This window comes from Salegentibacter salinarum, from assembly GCF_900168115.1.
GTDB lineage: Bacteria > Bacteroidota > Bacteroidia > Flavobacteriales > Flavobacteriaceae > Salegentibacter > Salegentibacter salinarum.
The window spans coordinates 158,328-177,030 of record NZ_FUZC01000002.1 but is presented as its reverse complement, the minus strand read 5'-3'; the positions used below and the strand labels follow the sequence as shown (position 1 = coordinate 177,030).

The window sequence follows — 18,703 nt, the reverse complement described above, 5'->3', positions numbered from 1 at the left end:
CTAGCGATGACGTTTAATATTAAAGTTTTTTAAAACCTCACAGGTTTAAAAAACTGTGAGAACTAACTTCTTTTAAAAAATATAATTTAGTTGAACGCCTCCAAAATAATTTCTAGGATTACCGGGATAATAATAGCGCGGAGCGGCACCTCCAAAACCTACTGCATTGGATAACACACTCGCAGCATAATGTTCATCCAAAGCATTGTTTACTCCGCCGTATAAATTCAGGTTTAATTCCTGAAAAATATTAAAAGTATAACCAGCTTTAAAATTAAGTAGACTGTATTGATCTGTATATCCAGAATTCGCATCATCCAAAGGAATTTCTCCTACATTTCGAAAATTTCCATAGAATTCGAAACCAGATTCACTTTGAATATCTACTCCCAGGTTCATAGTGTATTTTGGAACTCCCGGCAGCTGGTTTCCAGAGAAATCTTCGTCATTATTTACAAATTCATCGAATTCGAAAAAATTGATGGCTCCATTTACATAAGGCTTAATCGAAATATCTGGTCCTATTAAAAAACGATAATTAGTCAGGAATTCTATTCCGTTATGATTGGTTTTTCCGGCATTTATTCCCACATATTGATCTTCTGCCACCCGTTGCGCCACAAGCAGATTTTCAATCTGAATGGAAAAAACAGAAACTTCGGTATACAATTTATTTCGAAGCCAATTTCCTTTAAATCCGGCTTCATAATTAATTCCGGTTTCAGGTTTTAGATTGGTGTTTATCTGTCCTTCGGGAGTTAGAGTTTCAGCAACTGTGGGTGTTGAAAATCCGTGGCTTACAGAGGCAAAAATATTCTTTCCCGTCCCAATTTCATAACTCGTTCCAATTCTTGGAGAAAAAACGGGATCAAAACCATAATCCCCGGTTTGATCTAACTCGTCTTGATTGTAAAGATCAGTTAAACTATAATTTGTTGTATTCAGATTAAAACCTGCCTCCAGATTCCATTTTTCAGTAAATTCAAAATTAATTTGGGCGAAAAAATTGGCGTAATTCCGGTCTTGTTCATTGTTGCTTTCACGTTCACCTAACACACTTCCTTCCCCGGGAAAATCTTCATATAAATTCTCAAAAGTTCCGGTTTCATACCACTCATTATAATATTCGGCACCAAAACTAATTTCTGAAGGCAGTTCAAAAACCCGTGTATCTAAATTGAATTTTGTACGAACGCCGGCAGAAACACGCTCTTCCTTTAAAATGTCAAATGGTCGCGGCTCGTAGGCATTTCTAAAACTCAGAAATATACTGGTGGTATTCTTTAAATTATCAAAAAGTGAATGTGTATAAGAACCTCCCAGCATGCCACGATCGTAAGATTCATATCCCTGCGATTGGCCCCAGGTAAATGCCGCGGTTTCCGGGTTATTCAGAAAATCATCTTCGTTAATAGAACTGGGAATAAAAGCTTTTAAGCGGGTGAAATTTGCGAGATAAGATAAACTTCCATTTTCGCTGGTTTTAAGACTTCCGTTTACTAAAGCCGACTTCCGATCGTAATTTCCATTGTCGCGGTAGCCATCGCTGGTTAAATTACTAAAAGTTGCAAATAAAGCAGAATTAGCGGTTGTATTTGAAGCCTGATAAACCTGTTTGCGGGTATTAAAACTTCCATACTGCGTTTTTAATCCTAAGCGGGCTTCTTCTTTTCCTGACTGTTTGGAGTATAGATTTATGGAACCGCCCAATCCAGCGCCGTAAATACTGGAAGTAGGACCTTTAATCACTTCTATTCGATCTAAACTTTCCTGGTCAAAATCGTCTAAGGTGAGCTCTCCTTCTGCAGTTGTTAACGGTATACCATCAAAATACGCCTGAATTCTATTGGTACTGTATTGCGAACGCGCACCAATACCACGAATATTGATCTTATTGGTATTTAAAGCTCCCTGATTTACAAACATTCCGGGGACATTATTAAAAGTTTCCAGAACGTTGGTAGCATCGGTTCTATTAAAATCTGTTTGTGTTACAAGATTCACCGAAGCCGGAACTTCTCTAAGTGATTTCGGAATTACGGTACTACGCACCACAACTTCTGAAAGCGTTTCGGAAGTCGGACTCAAATATATTTCCTGCGGAGTGCTTGAGGTAAGTTCAACTTCTAGGGTTTCAAAACCAAGGACGGAAATCTGAAAATCCCCAGGTAATTCCCCTGAAGTAAAGCTAAAATTCCCATCTTTATCTGTAACAGCAACCAGCGATGAAGCCTTGTAAATTGAAACATCTTCTATAGGTTCGTTATTATTCGCATTCAGTATTTTAAATTGATTTTCCTGAGAAAACAGGTTTCCTATCCAAAGTAGGCACAAAAGTGCCAGTAATTTTTTTTCCAATATTTTATATTTTATTCAGCTGAAACTTTCCAGATTACATTTGCATCGTCATCATTTACCAGAAGAGCTCCGTCTGGAGTAACTGTAACTCCTACAGGTCTCCCGTGGACTTTACTTTCTGCTTCATCAGCTATAAATCCGGTAAGAAAATCTTCGGGCTGGCCTGGTTTTCCATTTTCATCAAAAGGCACAAAAATAATTTTGTAACCGGAGAAAACGGCCCGGTTCCAGGAACCATGCTGCCCTACAAAAGCACCGTTTTTATATTTTTCAGGGAATTTATCTTTGGTGTAAAATGCCAATCCTAAAGATGCGGTATGTGGTCCCACGGGTACATCTGGTACAATAGTTTTTTCCACCAACTCCATATGTGGATCATCGGCCCAGCGAGGATCCTGAATTTGCCCAAAATAAGAATAAGGCCAGCCATACCAGCCGCCTTCTTTTACGCTAGTAATATAATCTGGCACTAGATTATTTCCAATTTTGTCTCGTTCATTTACGGCAGCCCAAAGTTCCCCAGTTACCGGGTTCCAGTCCATTCCAACAGGATTTCTTAATCCTGAAGCATAAATTTTCTCCCCACTTCCGTCGGTATTAATTTCCAGAATTGCGGCACGTCTTTCTTCTTTATCCATTCCGTACTCACCCACGTTACTGGCAGAACCTACGGACACATAAATTTTACTTCCATCTTCATTAGCGAGTAAATTACGCGTCCAGTGATTATTATATCCGCCTGCAGGAAGACTAAGAATTTTCTCTCCTTCAGCTTCAATTTTCATATCCCCTTCAGTATATGGATATCGGTAAAGTCCGTCGGTATTGGCAACGTAGAAATAATTATCTAAAACTAACATTCCGTAAGGTTGATTTAAGTCATCCAAAAATATATCCTGATAATCTGGATTACCATCACTATCTTTATCACGAATTAAGATAATCCTGTCGGCGCTGTTTTTTGTATTAGATTCAACAACAAAAAAATCACCGTTAGGTGCGATATAAGTTCTACGCGGATGCTTTAAGTTTTCTGCAAACATCGTCACTTTAAATCCCGCGGGCGCCTGTGGTTTTTTATCTCCCCAGCCAATAACTTCACTCTCTTTAGTAACAGATTCTGAAGAAAAAGGTGGCACTAACCTAAGTTCGCCAATTGCAGTTTCTACCACGTCTGCAGATTGTTGCGACAGTTCTTTTTTCTTCTCTTCACTAAGGTCTGTATTTACCTGAGCCTGAGCCGGAATGGCTAAGCAGCAGGAAAGAGAAAGGCCTATAATTGTAGTAAGCTTTTTCATAATTTCAGCATTTTAGTTTAAAATTAGCTTTTAATATTTCGGCTGAAAAGTTTTTAAAGCAGATTAGGTTTACTTTAACAAACGCCAATTAGTCCAAGTTTTTTGGTGGCTAGGCACGTTTTAGTTAAGTTTATACTTTCAATTGCAAAGGATACTATGAAAAAAATTCTCGTTTTGAGTGTGGGGCTACTTTCGCTGATTTCCTGCGATTTAGAAAAATATCAACTGGTTACCGATTATGATCTTGAAACCCGTTTTGAGAAAAGTGATGGTAAAGAAACCGGTACTTATGAAGAAGTTATTGATTTTTACACCCAACTTGCTGAAAGCTCTGGCAAAATAAGCCTGGAAGAATTCGGAAAAACTGACAGTGGCGAACCGCTTCATCTTGCCATTTACAGTCCAAATGAAGATTTTGATTTTGAAGAATTAAGAGAAGAAAATAGTATAATTCTAATAAATAATGGAATTCACCCGGGGGAAAGTGATGGGATAGATGCAACGATGATGCTCTTTAGGGATCTGGCGGGAGATTCTATTAAAACTCCAACAAATACCGTTTTAGCAACAATTCCTGTTTATAATATAGGTGGCGCTTTAAACCGAAATTCTACCAGCCGAACCAATCAAAATGGTCCTGCTGAATACGGTTTTAGAGGAAATGCGAGAAACTACGACCTAAACCGGGATTTTATAAAAGCCGATACCCGAAACACCCGAAGCTTTTACGAGATTTTTCACCACGTAAAACCCGATATCTTTATTGACAATCATGTAAGTAATGGCGCCGATTATCAATACACCCTCACCCATCTTTTTACGCAACATAATAAACTTGGCGGCGAACTAGGCTCTTATTTAAATGAACAAATTATGCCTGCGCTGGAAGATTCACTCGCAAAGAAAGATTGGGATATTACGCCTTATGTAAATGTTTTTAATGAAGTTCCCGAAGAGGGATTTTCCCAGTTTAACGATCATCCTCGATATTCTACGGGTTATACCACGCTGTGGAATACCATTGGAATGATGGTAGAAACGCATATGCTAAAACCGTATCCAAAACGGGTTAGAGGAACTTACGAGTTAATGCGCAGTATGATTGATATTGCTGAAAATGACAGAGAGCGAATGAAAGATATTCGTAACCGGGCCTCAAGAAAATACCTGACAGAGCGATGGTATCCTATTAACTTTAAACCTGATATGGAAAATCCCAGCCGACGGAATTTTAAAGGTTACGAAGGTGAAAAGATAAAAAGTGAAATTACCGGTGGCGACCGCTTACAATATGATAGTAGCAAACCATTCAACAAAGAAATAGATTACTATAATAATTTTATTGCTGAAGATACTATTGAAATTCCACGGGCTTATATTGTTCCCCAGGGCTGGTGGCAGCTTACTGATCTTTTAAAGCTGAACAAAATTAAACTGGAACCTTTGCAAAGTGATACTACTTTATATGTTGAAACTTACAAAATAGAGAATTTTAAAACCCGCAATCAAGCTTACGAAGGTCACTATATGCATAGTGAAACCAAAGTATCTAAAAAGATGGATTCGGTGAGGTTTAGAAAAGGCGATTTTGTGGTAAAAACTTTCCAGGATGGTGCCAGGTATTTAATTGAAACCTTGGAGCCTGAAGCCCCGGATTCCTTCTTCAACTGGAATTTTTTTGATACCGTTCTTCAGCAAAAAGAAGGTTTTTCGCCCTATGTTTTTGAAGATGTTGCAAAAAAAATGCTCGAAGAAAACCCTGAATTAAAAGAACAATTTGAGGAAAAGAAACGCACTGATGCTCAATTTTCCAACAGCCCGTACAATCAATTAGCCTGGCTGCATAAACAATCTAAGCATTATGAAACGGCGCATTTACGCTACCCTATCTTCAGATTGCCGCGCTAAGTATTTTTCAGAAAAAAGAAGTTTAATATTCGCATAAGATTTCTGAAGCGCTTTCTGGCTTTTCTTTAAATCTTTCCATTTAGCCTTTTCAATCCCTTCTTTAGTTTCGGGCCGCAGTTCGCCTTCATAAGAAGTACGCATCTCGTACCAATGCGTAACTTTAAGTCGGTAACGTCCTTTCCGTTTAAAAATATGATAAGTTTTCTGAAGAAATTTGGTCACTTGTAAACCTTCAACACCGGTTTCTTCTTCTACTTCCCGAATTGCCGAAGCTTCAATAGTTTCATTTTTTTCGGTTTTCCCTTTTGGAAGATCCCAACGTTTTTTTCGGTAGATAAAGAGAATTTCATCTTTATCGTTTAAAACCATTCCGCCGGCAGCGGTAACCACGCGTAGCTTTTTAAACAAATGCTTCAGCAGTTTTTCTTCTTTTTCGTGATAAAGATTCACATAAAGCAATTCACCTTTACTAATTTTTTTTATTATCCGCTTAATTCTAACCTTCTTAATTGGCAGGGATACATAATTTTCGCCAAAATCTTTCTTTGTAGAGAGAATTAAGGGAATATCATTTACAAAAACTTTATACATTTGCAGTATGATTTTAAATAAAGAAACAGCCAGAACAACTGCTGAACTGTTATTGCAAATTAAAGCAATAAAATTAGATGCACAAGAACCATTTACATGGGCCAGCGGTTGGAAATCGCCAATATACTGCGATAACCGAATAGTTCTCTCCTATCCGCCAATTAGAAATCACATAAGGGAACAGTTTGCACGCCAAATTGAAGAGCTTTATGGGAAACCCGATGTTATTGCAGCGGTAGCCACAGGCGCCATTGGTATTGGGATGCTAGTAGCCGAGATTTTAAGCCTTCCGTTTATTTATGTTAGGCCTGAAGCCAAAAGTCACGGACGGAAAAACCAGATTGAAGGCAATCTTTCTGAAGGCCAGACCGTGGTAGTAATTGAAGATTTAATTAGCACCGGAAACAGCAGTTTAAACGCTGTAAAAGCTCTAAAAGAAGCTAAAGCCAATGTAAAAGGAATGTTGGCCATATTTACTTACGGTTTTAAAACTGCCGATGAAAACTTTGAAAAAGAAGGAATAGAATTACATACGCTTAGCGATTACGATTTTTTATTGGAAACCGCACAACGCACCAATTATATTAATGCAACTGAAGCCGGAATGTTAAGAGAATGGCGTCAGGATCCCGCAAACTGGAAAAAATAAATAATGAATATAGAAAGTCCAAAAGTTACTGCAGATAAAAGTCAGCAGGAAATGTTCAATTTTTTAACCAAGGTTGAGAATTACGAACAATTAATGCCGGAAAGCAAAGAAGTATTTGAAGTTAGAGATGAAAAAACCTTTGTTTTTGGTCTTAAAGGAATGCCGGTAATAAAATTGGAAATCCAGGAAACCATAGAACCGGAATTGGTTGTTTTAGGTTCTACCTCAGATAAATTTGATTTTAAATTAAAAGCGCATATTTCGGCTTCAAGCGAGAATCAAAGTGAAGTACAAATGGAATTCAACGGTGCGTTTAATGCGATGATGGCGATGATGGTTAAAAAACCATTGACCAAATTCATAAATACTTTAGCCGAAAATATTGGGAAGCTTTAAAATTTAAAAGGCTGTTTGAATGTTCTAGTGTCGTCAACCTGAATTTGTTTCAGGTTCTAAGTTGAAATTAAAGTTTATTCAAACAGTTTATTAATACATCAATTTAATTTCTTTTAAATCAAAGGTTTTAAAAACCGAATCTTCTATTTCTAAATTCAACCTACCTGAAGTGGTGACACCTCGAATAATTCCGGTGAGATACGTTTCATCTGGTAGTTGAAAAGTAGACACTGCATCCCGTCTAAACATATTCTTTGCATATTTCTCTAAAATTGAGGTTTCTACTTCGGCATTAATTTGAGTTAATTTTTCTTCCAATTCATCTGTAATTCTTTTTAATATTTCATCCAGGTTAAAATGAACTCCGGTAACCAGTTTTAACGAAGAGGCCTGTGGAAGATCGGGAAATTCAGTTTGATTCACATTTAATCCCACTCCAATTATTGAGGCCGCTATTTCATTATTTTTCAGGATGTTTTCAATAAGAATTCCGCTAATTTTATAGCGTGCTGACATTATGTCGTTAGGCCATTTTACTTTTAATGCAGGCACATTAAATTTATTGAGCACTTCAATAATTGCCAGGGAAACGGTGGCGCTCATCAAAAACTGATGGTTTACCCCAACTTTAATTTTTGGATATAAAACGCTAAAAGTAAGGTTCTCCCCCGAATTTGAAACCCAGCCAGAGCCGCGCTGGCCACGCCCTTTGGTTTGCTCGTAAGCCACTACACATATTGGTTCAAAGGAAGTTTTGCCACGGTAGAGTTCACGGGCAAATTCGTTGGTAGAATTGGTGGCATTAACTTTGATTATACGCATACTAATAGTAAGAAATGAAACGGGCGTTAAATGTTATGTAAACTAAGCCTATAAACAGCTAAAAAGTAATAACTTTGCGAAAATAATTAATTTTAATGGCAAAAAAAGAAGCGAACAACGATCAACTTATTGCGCATATAATTAAAGGAATTGAAGAAGTAAAAGGTAACGACATTGATATTCTTGACCTTAGGCAAATAGAAAATACCGTATGTGATTATTTTATAATCTGCAACGGGACTTCCAACACACAGGTAAACGCCATTGTGAATTCCATCCAAAAAACTGTAAGTAAGGCTCTTAAAGACAAACCCTGGCACGTAGAAGGCGGAGAAAATGCAGAGTGGGTACTTTTAGATTATGTAAACGTGGTTGTTCACGTTTTCCAAAAGCATATTAGAGAGTTTTATGATATTGAAAGTCTTTGGGGTGATGCAAAAATCACTTCCATAGAAACCAATTACTAATTATTTAATTTAGAATTACCAAGAATGGCGAAACAGCAACCCAAAAAAAATACAGATCCCAAGAAGCCTAAATTTAATGCTTACTGGATCTATGCCGCTATAATCATTATATTTATAGGAATTAATTTCTTTAGTGGAGGCGGTTTTAGTGAACCAGCTCAAACCAATCCGGCTGAATTTCTAACGTATCTTCGAGACGGTGACGTAAAAAAGGTAGAGATTGTAAACCGCAAACAGGCTAAAGTTTACCTTACAGAAGATGCAGCGCAAAAAGACATTCATAAACAAGCCAACGATCCCGAGCTTTTTAACACCGGTGGCGAAACCCCGGCCTATAGTTTTGAGTTTGGTGATTTACAAAACCTTGAAGACGATATCAAGGAAATAAAGGCTGAAAATAACCTGGATACCACTGTGGTTTACGATACGCAAAGTAACGTAATGAGTGAGATTTTCTGGGCATTATTACCGTTTATCCTGATTATTGGAGTTTGGATTTTTATAATGAAAAAAATGAGCTCAGGTGCCGGTGGTGGTGCAGGAGGCCAAATTTTCAATATTGGAAAATCAAAAGCGAAATTATTTGACCAGAATACTGATGTAAAAACTTCTTTTAAAGATGTTGCCGGTTTGGAAGGCGCAAAAGAAGAAGTTCAGGAGATTGTAGATTTCCTTAAACATCCCGATAAATATACTTCCTTAGGTGGTAAAATTCCTAAAGGAGCCTTACTTGTAGGCCCTCCTGGAACCGGTAAAACCTTACTGGCTAAAGCCGTTGCCGGAGAAGCCAAAGTACCTTTTTTCTCTCTTTCCGGATCAGATTTCGTAGAGATGTTTGTAGGAGTTGGTGCTTCCAGGGTTCGTGACTTATTTAAGCAAGCCAAAGAGAAATCACCTTCAATTATCTTTATTGATGAAATTGATGCCATTGGCCGTGCCCGAGGAAAAAGTAATTTCTCAGGTTCTAACGATGAACGTGAAAATACCTTAAACCAGTTATTAACAGAAATGGATGGTTTTGGAACCAACACTAACGTTATAGTTGTTGCCGCGACCAACCGTGCCGATGTACTGGATAAAGCACTAATGCGTGCCGGAAGGTTTGACCGACAGATTTATGTTGATCTTCCCGACTTAAATGAAAGAAAAGAAATTTTTGAAGTTCACCTCAAGCCACTTAAAAAAGTAGCCGAGGAACTTGATACTGAATTTTTAGCAAAACAAACCCCCGGATTCTCGGGAGCAGATATTGCCAATGTTTGTAACGAAGCTGCACTTATTGCCGCTCGTAAAGGTAATAAAGCAGTAGGAAAACAGGATTTCCTTGATGCCGTAGACCGTATTGTTGGCGGACTTGAGAAAAAGAACAAAATTATTACTCCAGACGAGAAAAAAGCAATTGCCTACCACGAAGCCGGTCACGCGACTGTAAGCTGGATGTTAGAGCACGCTGCACCGCTGGTTAAAGTAACTATTGTTCCTCGTGGACAATCACTTGGTGCTGCCTGGTATTTGCCTGAAGAGCGACTTATTGTAAGACCAGAGCAAATGCTGGATGAAATGTGTGCTGCCCTAGGTGGCCGTGCAGCAGAGAAAGTGGTTTTTGATAAGATTTCAACCGGAGCCTTAAGTGATCTTGAAAAAGTGACCAAACAAGCTAAAGCCATGGTTACTATTTATGGGTTGAATGATAAAGTTGGTAACCTTACTTATTACGATTCTTCCGGCCAGAGTGAATATAATTTCACCAAACCTTATAGTGAAAGTACATCTGAGCTTATTGATAAAGAAATTTCAAATTTAATTGAGACTCAGTATAAGCGTGCTATAGATTTACTTACCGAGCACAAAGATAAACTGGGACAGTTAGCCGATATTCTCCTTGATAAAGAGGTTATTTTTAAAGACGATTTGGAAACTATCTTCGGAAAAAGACCTTATGATAAAGATCAGGAAAAAACTGAAGTTTTAGGAAAGAAAGAAACTCCTAAAATTCAAGAAAAAGCTGCTGAAACAAAAGAACAAAATCCTGCCCCCGGAAGTGATTCTGAAGAGAACACGATAACTGAAGATAATTCAGTTAATAAATAGTTCACAACCACGGTTTAAAAAATCTTAATTTGCCTAAGTGTTAAATTAAGATTTTTTACCTTTGGTTAAAATGACGTTGAGAACCACACCCAAAACTCTATGAGTCTATTTAGAAGATTTCTTAACCCTAAATCTAAATCAGACAAAAAACAGGACTCTCCTGAAAAAGCTGAGCGGGGAAAATACATGCCAGAGGTAAAACTGCCTACCGACGAGCGTTTTATGCTCAATTTTAAAAATAACGGTGGAAAATTTCTCTATTGTGAAGACACTAAAGAAATGCAGGAGGCCTTTGATAATATTTTACTTGAAAACGATTGGTATGAAAAGGAATGTTTTTGCCTTGATCCCAATCTTCAGGATAAATTTAAAGGTTTCAACCTTAATTTTACCAGGTCTGGTACGGCTCCGTTCTTTCTTTCTACCTGTGAATACCTGGTAGCAAACGACGGATCTATCCTTATTTCTTCTAACCAGATTAAAGAATGCAAACTCAACGATTTACCCGATAATTTTGTTATTATTTCTTCTACAAGCCAGTTAATAGATACTATTGGCGAAGGCCTTCGCGGCATTAAATTTAGAAACAAACAGCGAATTCCTTCTAATATTACTACCATCAAAAATTTTGAAACGCAAAAAGAAGGAGATTTTATGAGCTATGGAAGTAGCACAAAAAACCTATATTTGCTCCTGCTGGAAGATTTATAACACATGAGGGAAGCTATTATTAGAACTATTTCAGGATTGTTGTACGTATCCATATTGGTGGCTTCTATACTTTCTTCAGAATTAATTTTTATCAGCTTATTTTACCTCTTAGGGCTCGTTTGTCTTGTTGAAATGCAAAAGCTTCTGCATTTAAAAAGTTATGCACTTTACGCTGTACAGGCCTTACTTTTTTATCTTTTCAGCTATTTAAAATTTAATCAGGATGCTACTATCCTGCTGCTTTTCATTACCATATTTGTAAACTTATTTTTGGTAAAAGATTTACTGGTAGTGAGAAAAATACCAGTTTTTGAAAAGAAAAAGTACATTATTATAATCTTCTACCTAATTTCTTCGGTAATTTTTCTAACCCTTATTCCTACCATAGAAGGCGTTTTTATTCCCAAACTGGTAGTAGGGATTTTTATCCTGATTTGGACTAATGATACATTTGCTTATATTGTTGGTAAGAATTTTGGAAGTAGAAAACTCTTCGAACGTATTTCTCCCAATAAAACTGTAGAAGGTTTCCTGGGCGGAGTGATTTTTAGCGGTGTAGCCAGTTTTTTTATTTTTTATTACACCCAGTTCCTCACCTTCCCTATTTGGTTGGGAATGGCTATTATACTTAGTGTTTTTGGAACACTTGGAGATCTTATTCAATCAAAATTTAAACGGCAGGCCGGTGTAAAAGACAGCGGTACCTTAATGCCAGGACACGGTGGCTTGTTTGACAGGTTAGACAGTATTATTTTTTCGAGTCCATTTGTATATGCTTATCTATATATTCTAGATTATGTTTCATAAAGAAGGTTACAAAATTATGGGGTGGGCAGCTTTGCTGCTTATTACAATAAACGTGGTATCGTATTCGTTAATAAATACATACTGGATAAAATTTGCTATCCTGGTAGCCACCATAATACTGTTTTTTCTAATTATTCAATTCTTTAGAAATCCTAAACGGAATACAGTTTTAAACGATGCACACGTAGTTGCCCCGGTAGACGGCAAAGTAGTAGCCATAGAAGAAGTAGAAGAAAAAGAATACTTTAAAGACAAACGCTTGCAGGTTTCTATTTTTATGTCGCCCATAAATGTGCACGTAACAAGACATCCTATTGGCGGAAAAGTAAAATACAGCAAATACCATCCTGGAAAATTTTTGGTTGCCTGGCACCCAAAATCCAGTGAGGAGAACGAAAGAACAACAGTTGTGGTTGCAAATGAAAAGGCCGGGGAAGTTTTATACAGGCAAATTGCCGGTGCAATGGCAAAAAGAATTGTAAACTATGCTGAAGTTGGCAATGAAGTAATTCAAGGTAGCGATAGCGGATTTATAAAATTCGGTTCCAGGGTAGATGTATTTTTACCTTTAAATACACCAATTTCGGTGAAACTTAACCAGAAGGTAAAAGGTGGGCTAAGTGTTATAGCCAAAATTGATGAATAAGCAGTACGTTATGCCTGAAACAACAGATGAAAAATTTCTAAAAGCCTATGACATGGCCAGCAAAACCAATCAAAAATTTGCGCCAGATGTTATGCTTCACTTTTACGCCTATTACAAGAAAGCCACCCAGGTAAACGGATTCTACATTCCCCCTACTAACGAAGGAGATCTTAGAAATGCTTTTAAAATAAACGCTTTATTACAGGTGAAAAATTTAAGCAAGCAGGAAGCTCGCGAAAAATATGTAGAACTTGTAGAAGAACATATTGGCGAAGTAACCCCATAGCTACCTCGCCAAAATCTCCCTTAATTTTATTTTAAACTTTTTAAGCTGGCTTTAATCGCTTCAATTTTAGCTTCAGCATCTGCCTTTTTCGCTTTTTCTATAGCAACCACTTTTTCCGGGGCGTTATTTACAAAACGCTCATTAGAAAGTTTCTTTTCCACGGAATTCAAAAAGCCTTGATTGTACTTTAATTCTTCTTCCAGCTTTTTAACTTCAGCTTCCACATCTATAGAGCCTGCAATAGGAATAAAATATTCATTAGATTTTACTCGGAAAGAAAGCGCACCTTCCACCTGCTTGTCTACATAACCGAATTCATTAATATTTCCCATTTTTAAGATCACAGGATCAAATAATTCTGAAACATTTTCATTGTTCATCACCATAAGATCTATGGTATTTTTAAATGAAATATTTTTCTCTTTCCTAATTTTTCTGATTCCGGCAATAACTTCTGAAGCCAAACCAAACTCACTAATTATCTCGTCATTGAATTCCTTAAGTTCCGGCCATTTTGCTATTATCAAAGCTTCTGAAGGAGTTCTTTCGGTAATTTCCTGCCAGATCTCTTCGGTTACAAAAGGCATAAACGGGTGAAGAATTTTTAAATTATCCTCCAATATTTCAATTACTGCTTTATAAGTTTTAGCATCAATAGGCTGCCCGTAAGGGGGTTTCACCATTTCCAGGAACCACGAGCAGTAATCGTCCCAAATTAGTTTATAAGTACTCATTAAAGCATCACTCATTCGGTATTTCGAGTAATGATCTTCAATTTCAGCCAGAGTTTTTCTAAATCTTGCAGTGTACCAATCTAACGCGATTTTTGAAGTTTCGTCCTGCTCTTTTTCTTCGGAAATTTCCCAACCTTTAACCAGCCTGAAAGCGTTCCATATTTTATTTGAAAAGGCACTACCCTGCTTACAAAGATCTTCTTCAAACATCAAATCGTTTCCGGCGGGAGAGCTCAATAACATACCCACACGAACCCCATCAGCACCATATTGTTCAATTAACCCAAGCGGATCTGGAGAATTCCCAAGCGATTTAGACATTTTTCTTCGTTGTTTATCACGAACTATTCCGGTTAAGTAAACATTTCTAAAAGGTCTTTCGCCTCTATATTCATAGCCCGCCATAATCATACGTGCAACCCAGAAAAATAAGATTTCAGGAGCAGTTACAAGATCGTTGGTAGGATAGTAATAATTGATTTCTTCATTTTCAGGTTCCAGGATTCCGTTGAAAACGCTCATTGGCCATAACCAGGACGAAAACCATGTATCCAAGGCATCTTTATCCTGAATTAATTCTTCAGCTTTTAAACTTGCATTTCCTGATTTTTTTCTGGCTTTTTCCAAAGCTTCTTCAGAAGTTTCAGCAACTACAAAATCCTCTTTTCCGCTTCCGTAGAAATAAGCGGGAATCTGCTGCCCCCATAAAAGCTGGCGTGAGATATTCCAGTCACGCACATTTTCCATCCAGTGCTTGTAAGTATTCAAAAATTTATCGGGAACAAGATTAATTTCGTCTCCAACCACGGCATCAATTGCCGGTTTGGCCATATCTTTCATTTTCAAAAACCACTGATCGCTTAGCTTTGGTTCTATCACCGCACCGGTCCGCTCACTGGTTCCCACTTTATTGGTATGCTCCTCAACTTTGGTTAGCACACCCATTTCTTTTAATTCTTCAACAATTTCTATTCTTGCCTGGAACCTGTCTTTACCTTCGTAATGCATCCCGTAAGCATTAAGGCTGGCATCATCGTTAAGAATATCTATTACCTCAAGATTGTGCTTATCGCCCAGCATTTTATCGTTCTCGTCGTGTGCGGGAGTAACTTTTAAACAACCGGTACCAAATTCTACATCTACATATTCATCTTCTATAATTGGTATAACTCGATTGCAAATTGGCACTATCGCTTTTTTACCTTTTAAGTGTGTAAAACGCTCGTCATTTGGATTAATACAAATCGCGGTATCTCCCAGGATTGTTTCGGGTCGCGTAGTTGCAATGGTTAAAACATCTTCGGTTCCTTCTACCTTATAATTCAGGTAATAAAGATTTCCTTGTTTTTCCAGGTGAATTACTTCTTCATCAGAAAGTGTAGTTTTTGCCACCGGATCCCAATTTACCATTCGGTACCCACGGTAAATAAGGCCTTTTTCATATAGATCAACAAAAACCTTAATTACCGAAGCTGACATATTATCATCCATCGTAAACTTGGTGCGGTCCCAGTCGCAGGAAGCGCCCAACTTTTTTAATTGTTCCAGGATTATCCCGCCGTGCTTATGTGTCCAGTCCCAGGCGTGTTGTAGAAATTCCTCACGGCTAAGATCGTTTTTATCAATTCCTTCAGCCTTTAATTTTGCTACCACTTTTGCTTCAGTTGCAATAGAAGCGTGATCTGTTCCCGGTACCCAGCAGGCATTGAAACCTTTTAACCTGGCGCGTCTCACTAAAACATCCTGAATGGTATTATTCAGCATATGACCCATATGCAAAACCCCGGTCACGTTTGGTGGCGGTATCACAATGGTGTAAGGTTCTCTCTCGTCTACTTCTGAATGAAAAAACTTGTTTTCCATCCAGTAGTTATACCATTTATCTTCTACTTTTTTTGAATCGTATTGGGAAGCAATTGCCATATTGGTCTGGTTTTTGAAAAATAAAGCAAAAGTAATTATAACTGAAGGATTATAAAAGAAGTTGATTTGATTAAAATTTTGAGTGTACATCATTTCAGCTTATCTTTACCTTTCGTTTATTAAAAACCAGAAATTATGAAAAAGTTAATCGCTATTGCCATTTTTGTTGTTGCCGGTTTAGGTACTGCAATGGCACAGGAAACAGCCAAAATAGAATTCAAGAGTGAAACTATTGATTATGGCGAAATAAAGAAGGGAAGTGACGGCGTAAGGGTTTTTGAGTTTACCAATACCGGTAACGCTCCCCTGGTTATTGCTAATGTAACTTCAAGTTGCGGGTGTACCATCCCTAAAAAGCCGGAAGAACCAATACAACCGGGAGAAACCGGTGAAATTCAGGTAAAATATAACACCAAACTTGTGGGTCCAATTAGAAAAACGGTTACCGTTTATTCTAATGCCGAAGAAGCTACAAAATCGCTTAAAATTAAAGGTAGAGTTATCGAAGACGATAGCAGCCGTTAATTTTTAAGATGAAGAATTAGAAAAGGCCGTTTGAAAGGTTTATTTCCGTCAAGTTGTCCCGAAACTATAGGACAGGATGGCGTTCATAAAATATATTTCAAACGGTTTTTTTACGCTTAGAAATGTACAATTCAACTTAAAAATGCAAATTTAGTTTAGGCCAATTATAACGAAAAATAGGCATAGAATCTTACAGGAATTTCGCATTTTTGCACAGTATTAAAAACAATCTCATGCCAAGTATTTCAAACAAAGGGCGCAATATGCCCGAATCTCCGATAAGAAAATTAGTTCCTTTTGCTGAAGCAGCTATAAAAAAAGGAAAAATAATCTATCAGTTAAATATTGGACAACCGGATATTGAAACACCTAAAGCAGCTCTGGATGCTGTTAAGAATAACAATATAGATGTTCTTTCTTACAGTCATTCTGCAGGTTTTGAATCTTACCGAACCAAATTAGCTAAATATTACCGTAAGAATGATATCCCGGTAGATGCTGAAGATATTATTATTACCACCGGAGGTTCAGAAGCTTTGTTATTTGCCATGGGAAGTATTACCGATCCCGGAGATGAAGTAATTATTCCTGAACCTTTTTATGCGAATTATAACGGATTTGCTACCGCTTCAGGAGTTCAAATTATTCCTATCAAAGGATCTATTGATGATAATTTTTCACTTCCTGCAATTTCAGAATTTGAAAATTTAATTACCGATAAAACTAAGGCAATTTTAATTTGTAATCCTGGAAATCCAACCGGTTACCTTTATACACGTGAGGAAATTCAACAGCTTGCAGATTTAGCAATAAAACACGACCTGTTTATTGTTGCAGATGAAGTTTACCGCGAATTCGCTTACGATGGCGTAAAACACCATTCAATTATGAGTATTCCCGACCTGGAGCAAAACGCTATCATGGTAGATTCTGTTTCTAAACGTTATAGTATGTGTGGTGCCAGAATAGGCTGCCTGGTTACAAAGAATAAGGAAGTAATGGCGGCCGCCATGAAATTCGCACAGGCAAGGTTAAGCCCGCCTACTTTTGCTCAAATTGCTGCTGAAGCTGCACTGGATACGCCAGACCAATATTTTGAAGAAGTAAATAAGGAATATACTGAGCGAAGAAATCTTTTAATAGAAGGTCTAGAAAAAATCCCCGGAGTAAAAGTAGCAAAACCAAAAGGTGCATTTTATTGCATTGCAGAATTGCCTATTGAAAACGCGGATAAATTTGCACAGTGGTTGCTGGAAGATTTTCAGCATAACGGAGAAACCGTAATGGTAGCACCTGCTAACGGCTTCTACTCTACACCAAATACCGGAATGAACCAGGTGCGAATTGCTTATGTTTTAAAGAAAGAAAACCTGGAAAAAGCCATAGAAATTCTTAAAATAGCCCTGGAAGAATATAACAAATAGGCTATGCAGGTTGCTGAAAATTTTTCGCTGAAAGAACACAATACTTTTGGAGTAGATGTAAATGCCAGGAAATTCGTTTCGGTACATTCTACTGAAGAATTACGTGATGTTTTACAGCAAACCTATGCTTCTGAAATTTTTGTACTTGGCGGTGGCAGCAATATGCTGCTCACGCAAAATATAGACAAAACTGTTATTCATATTGGCATAAAAGGAATTGAACTTATTTCTGAAAGCCGGGATGAAGTAATTTTAAAAGTTGGTGCCGGTGAAAACTGGCATCAATTTGTGCTTTATTGCATAGAAAAGGATTATGGCGGATTAGAAAACCTATCGCTAATCCCCGGAAATGTTGGCACCGCTCCTGTTCAAAATATCGGCGCATACGGGGTGGAACTCAAAGATACTTTTGAATCTTGCGAGGCTATGCGAATACAAACGCTTGAAATTAAAACTTTTAGCCGGGAACAATGCGAATTTGATTATCGCAACTCTGTATTTAAAAATAAGCTGAAAGGGGAATATATTATCACTTCGGTAAATTTTAGACTGAATAAAAAAGACCATCAATTAAGTACCGAGTATGGCGCCATCCAGGCTGAACTGGATAAAAACCAGATCAAAAAACCTGGCATTAAAGATGTTTCTGATGCGGTAATAAGTATTAGGCAGCAAAAATTACCCGATCCCAGGGAATTAGGAAACAGCGGTAGCTTTTTTAAAAATCCGGTTATTAAGGAATCTGAATTTAAAAATCTTCAAAAAAAATTTCCTGAAATACCTTTTTATGCCTTGCAGGCAAATAATATAAAAATTCCTGCTGGTTGGTTAATAGACCAGGCTGGGTTAAAAGGTTATCGGCAGGGAGATGCGGGTGTTCATAAAAACCAGGCGCTTGTTTTGGTAAATTATGGAAACGCCACAGGAGAAGAAATTTTGGCCCTTTCTAAAGAAATTCAAGATAAAATTTATAAAAAATACAAGATAAAACTTGAACCCGAGGTTAATGTATTTTAAATTCCTGTTGGAAAACATTTAACGTTCCGCCTACAAAAATCTTCTTTTAT

The 18,703-nt window shown here is 37.5% G+C and carries 17 protein-coding genes; 12 read left to right on the top strand and 5 right to left on the bottom strand.

Going from position 1 to position 18,703, the window contains the following annotated elements; all coding sequences use genetic code 11:
• Positions 1 to 72: 72 nt before the first annotated feature.
• Positions 73 to 2,358, bottom strand: a complete 2,286-nt coding sequence (locus B5X53_RS03700) for a TonB-dependent receptor (RefSeq protein WP_079711895.1) — start codon at positions 2,356 to 2,358, stop codon at positions 73 to 75.
• A gap of 11 nt (positions 2,359 to 2,369) precedes the next feature.
• Positions 2,370 to 3,656 carry a PQQ-dependent sugar dehydrogenase gene (locus B5X53_RS03695; protein ID WP_079711894.1) on the bottom strand — a complete coding sequence of 429 codons (1,287 nt, stop codon included), beginning with the start codon at positions 3,654 to 3,656 and terminating at the stop codon, positions 2,370 to 2,372.
• Between the two features lie 156 nt (positions 3,657 to 3,812).
• Between B5X53_RS03695 and B5X53_RS03690 the strand changes: the two genes are divergently transcribed.
• Positions 3,813 to 5,564: a hypothetical protein gene (locus B5X53_RS03690; RefSeq protein ID WP_079711893.1), complete on the top strand. Its 1,752-nt coding sequence runs from the start codon at positions 3,813 to 3,815 to the stop codon at positions 5,562 to 5,564.
• Here B5X53_RS03690 and B5X53_RS03685 read toward each other — a convergent pair.
• Complete coding sequence (locus tag B5X53_RS03685) at positions 5,532 to 6,155, bottom strand: NUDIX hydrolase (protein ID WP_079711892.1); 624 nt, start codon at positions 6,153 to 6,155, stop codon at positions 5,532 to 5,534. The genes B5X53_RS03690 and B5X53_RS03685 overlap by 33 nt on opposite strands.
• A 7-nt stretch (positions 6,156 to 6,162) precedes the next feature.
• Between B5X53_RS03685 and pyrE the strand changes: the two genes are divergently transcribed.
• The gene (gene pyrE, locus B5X53_RS03680; protein WP_079711891.1) at positions 6,163 to 6,804 is read left to right on the top strand and encodes an orotate phosphoribosyltransferase; all 642 of its coding nucleotides are present in this window, start codon (positions 6,163 to 6,165) and stop codon (positions 6,802 to 6,804) included.
• Positions 6,805 to 6,807: 3 nt separating this feature from the next.
• On the top strand, positions 6,808 to 7,200 hold the full coding sequence (locus B5X53_RS03675) for an SRPBCC family protein (RefSeq protein ID WP_079711890.1): 393 nt from the start codon (positions 6,808 to 6,810) through the stop codon (positions 7,198 to 7,200).
• A gap of 90 nt (positions 7,201 to 7,290) precedes the next feature.
• Here the strand turns inward: B5X53_RS03675 and B5X53_RS03670 are convergent, their stop codons facing one another.
• Positions 7,291 to 8,022: a biotin--[acetyl-CoA-carboxylase] ligase gene (locus B5X53_RS03670; protein WP_079711889.1), complete on the bottom strand. Its 732-nt coding sequence runs from the start codon at positions 8,020 to 8,022 to the stop codon at positions 7,291 to 7,293.
• Positions 8,023 to 8,117: 95 nt separating this feature from the next.
• Between B5X53_RS03670 and rsfS the strand changes: the two genes are divergently transcribed.
• The 6 genes from rsfS to B5X53_RS03640 all read left to right on the top strand — a co-directional run bounded on the left by rsfS (position 8,118) and on the right by B5X53_RS03640 (position 13,030).
• Positions 8,118 to 8,489, top strand: coding sequence for a ribosome silencing factor (rsfS, locus tag B5X53_RS03665; RefSeq protein WP_075326231.1), 372 nt, complete (start codon positions 8,118 to 8,120; stop codon positions 8,487 to 8,489).
• Positions 8,490 to 8,513: 24 nt separating this feature from the next.
• Complete coding sequence (gene ftsH / locus B5X53_RS03660; protein ID WP_079711888.1) at positions 8,514 to 10,580, top strand: ATP-dependent zinc metalloprotease FtsH; 2,067 nt, start codon at positions 8,514 to 8,516, stop codon at positions 10,578 to 10,580.
• A 99-nt stretch (positions 10,581 to 10,679) separates the two neighbouring features.
• Positions 10,680 to 11,291 carry an LUD domain-containing protein gene (locus B5X53_RS03655; RefSeq protein ID WP_079711887.1) on the top strand — a complete coding sequence of 204 codons (612 nt, stop codon included), beginning with the start codon at positions 10,680 to 10,682 and terminating at the stop codon, positions 11,289 to 11,291.
• A gap of 3 nt (positions 11,292 to 11,294) precedes the next feature.
• On the top strand, positions 11,295 to 12,098 hold the full coding sequence (locus B5X53_RS03650) for a phosphatidate cytidylyltransferase (RefSeq protein WP_079711886.1): 804 nt from the start codon (positions 11,295 to 11,297) through the stop codon (positions 12,096 to 12,098).
• Positions 12,088 to 12,744: a phosphatidylserine decarboxylase family protein gene (locus tag B5X53_RS03645; RefSeq protein WP_079711885.1), complete on the top strand. Its 657-nt coding sequence runs from the start codon at positions 12,088 to 12,090 to the stop codon at positions 12,742 to 12,744. The genes B5X53_RS03650 and B5X53_RS03645 overlap by 11 nt, the downstream gene beginning before the upstream one ends.
• Positions 12,737 to 13,030, top strand: a complete 294-nt coding sequence (locus B5X53_RS03640; protein WP_232764109.1) for an acyl-CoA-binding protein — start codon at positions 12,737 to 12,739, stop codon at positions 13,028 to 13,030. Before B5X53_RS03645 ends, B5X53_RS03640 begins: the two co-directional genes overlap by 8 nt.
• Positions 13,031 to 13,056: 26 nt before the next feature.
• Here the strand turns inward: B5X53_RS03640 and B5X53_RS03635 are convergent, their stop codons facing one another.
• On the bottom strand, positions 13,057 to 15,687 hold the full coding sequence (locus B5X53_RS03635) for a valine--tRNA ligase (RefSeq protein WP_079712075.1): 2,631 nt from the start codon (positions 15,685 to 15,687) through the stop codon (positions 13,057 to 13,059).
• A 135-nt stretch (positions 15,688 to 15,822) separates the two neighbouring features.
• Between B5X53_RS03635 and B5X53_RS03630 the strand changes: the two genes are divergently transcribed.
• From B5X53_RS03630 to murB, 3 genes are all read left to right on the top strand, one after another.
• On the top strand, positions 15,823 to 16,212 hold the full coding sequence (locus B5X53_RS03630; protein WP_079711884.1) for a DUF1573 domain-containing protein: 390 nt from the start codon (positions 15,823 to 15,825) through the stop codon (positions 16,210 to 16,212).
• 233 nt (positions 16,213 to 16,445) lie between these two features.
• Positions 16,446 to 17,636 (top strand): pyridoxal phosphate-dependent aminotransferase, encoded by a 1,191-nt coding sequence (locus B5X53_RS03625; RefSeq protein ID WP_079711883.1) that lies wholly within the window; start codon positions 16,446 to 16,448, stop codon positions 17,634 to 17,636.
• Between the two features lie 3 nt (positions 17,637 to 17,639).
• Positions 17,640 to 18,653, top strand: a complete 1,014-nt coding sequence (gene murB / locus B5X53_RS03620) for a UDP-N-acetylmuramate dehydrogenase (RefSeq protein WP_079711882.1) — start codon at positions 17,640 to 17,642, stop codon at positions 18,651 to 18,653.
• Positions 18,654 to 18,703: the final 50 nt, after the last annotated feature.